The organism is Cupriavidus sp. 01L46 (assembly GCF_056399905.1).
Genome location: NZ_JBFTSF010000638.1, coordinates 1 through 1005 on the forward strand (window position 1 = coordinate 1; position 1005 = coordinate 1005).

At 59.4% G+C, this 1005-nt stretch carries 2 protein-coding genes; both read left to right on the forward strand.

Translation table 11 applies throughout. The annotated features are described in order from the left end of the window. The coding region (locus tag AC1DS3_RS39025) for a polysaccharide biosynthesis protein (protein WP_477129413.1) at positions 1 to 634 on the forward strand (634 nt) is incomplete at its 5' end. Next, on the forward strand, positions 631 to 1005 hold a 375-nt coding region (locus AC1DS3_RS39030; protein ID WP_477129414.1), incomplete at its 3' end, for an aminotransferase class I/II-fold pyridoxal phosphate-dependent enzyme. The genes AC1DS3_RS39025 and AC1DS3_RS39030, both read left to right, overlap by 4 nt.

The following is a 1005-nucleotide window of genomic DNA, read 5'->3' on the forward strand; positions in this document are numbered from 1 at the left end:
GTCGACCGACAAGGCCGCCAATCCGATCAACCTCTATGGCGCGACCAAGCTGGCGTCCGACAAGTTGTTTGTCGCGGCCAATAACATGGTAGGCGCCAACCAGACTTCGTTCGCCGTGGTTCGCTACGGAAACGTGGTCGGCTCCCGCGGCTCGGTTGTGCCTTTCTTCGAGCAGCTGCTGGCGAGGGGCGAGAAGGAACTGCCGATTACGCACGCAGAGATGACTCGCTTCTGGATCAGCCTGCAAGATGGGGTGGATTTCGTGCTGAAGAACTTCGAGCGGATGCATGGCGGCGAAATTTTCGTGCCCAAGATCCCGTCGATCCGTATCACGGACCTGGCCGAGGCAGTCGCGCCTGGCGTAGCGACCCGTGTGATTGGCATTCGTCCGGGCGAGAAGCTCCACGAGATCATGTGTCCGTCCGACGATTCCCATCTCACGTTGGAATTCTCGGATCACTACGTTCTGCGCCCGACGATCAAGTTCCACCACTCGGACATCGACTACACGGTCAATGCGCTGGGTGAACAGGGCGAACAGGTTAGCCAGGGCTTCGAATATAACTCCGGCAACAATCCGCATTTCCTGAACCCTCAGGAAATCCGTGAATTCAACGCCAAGGCAATGGCATGATTCCATACGGCCGGCAAGATATTTCGGCGGAAGATATCCAGGCGGTAGTGGCGGTCCTGGAGTCCGACTTCCTGACGCAGGGGCCGGCCGTGCCGGCATTCGAATCGGCGATAGCGACTTATGTCGGGGCCGAGCACGCAGTTGCCGTCAATAGTGCAACTTCTGCGCTTCACATCGCGTGCATGGCGCTTGGCGTGGGACCCGGGGACACTGTCTGGACCACCCCGAACACCTTTGTCGCGTCGGCCAATTGCGCGCGCTATTGCGGTKCCGACGTCGGTTTCGTCGATATCGACAAGCGCACGTACAACATGTGCGCCGTTGCCCTGGCAAGCAAGCTCAAGCTTGCAGCCCAGCGTAATGCGCTGCCC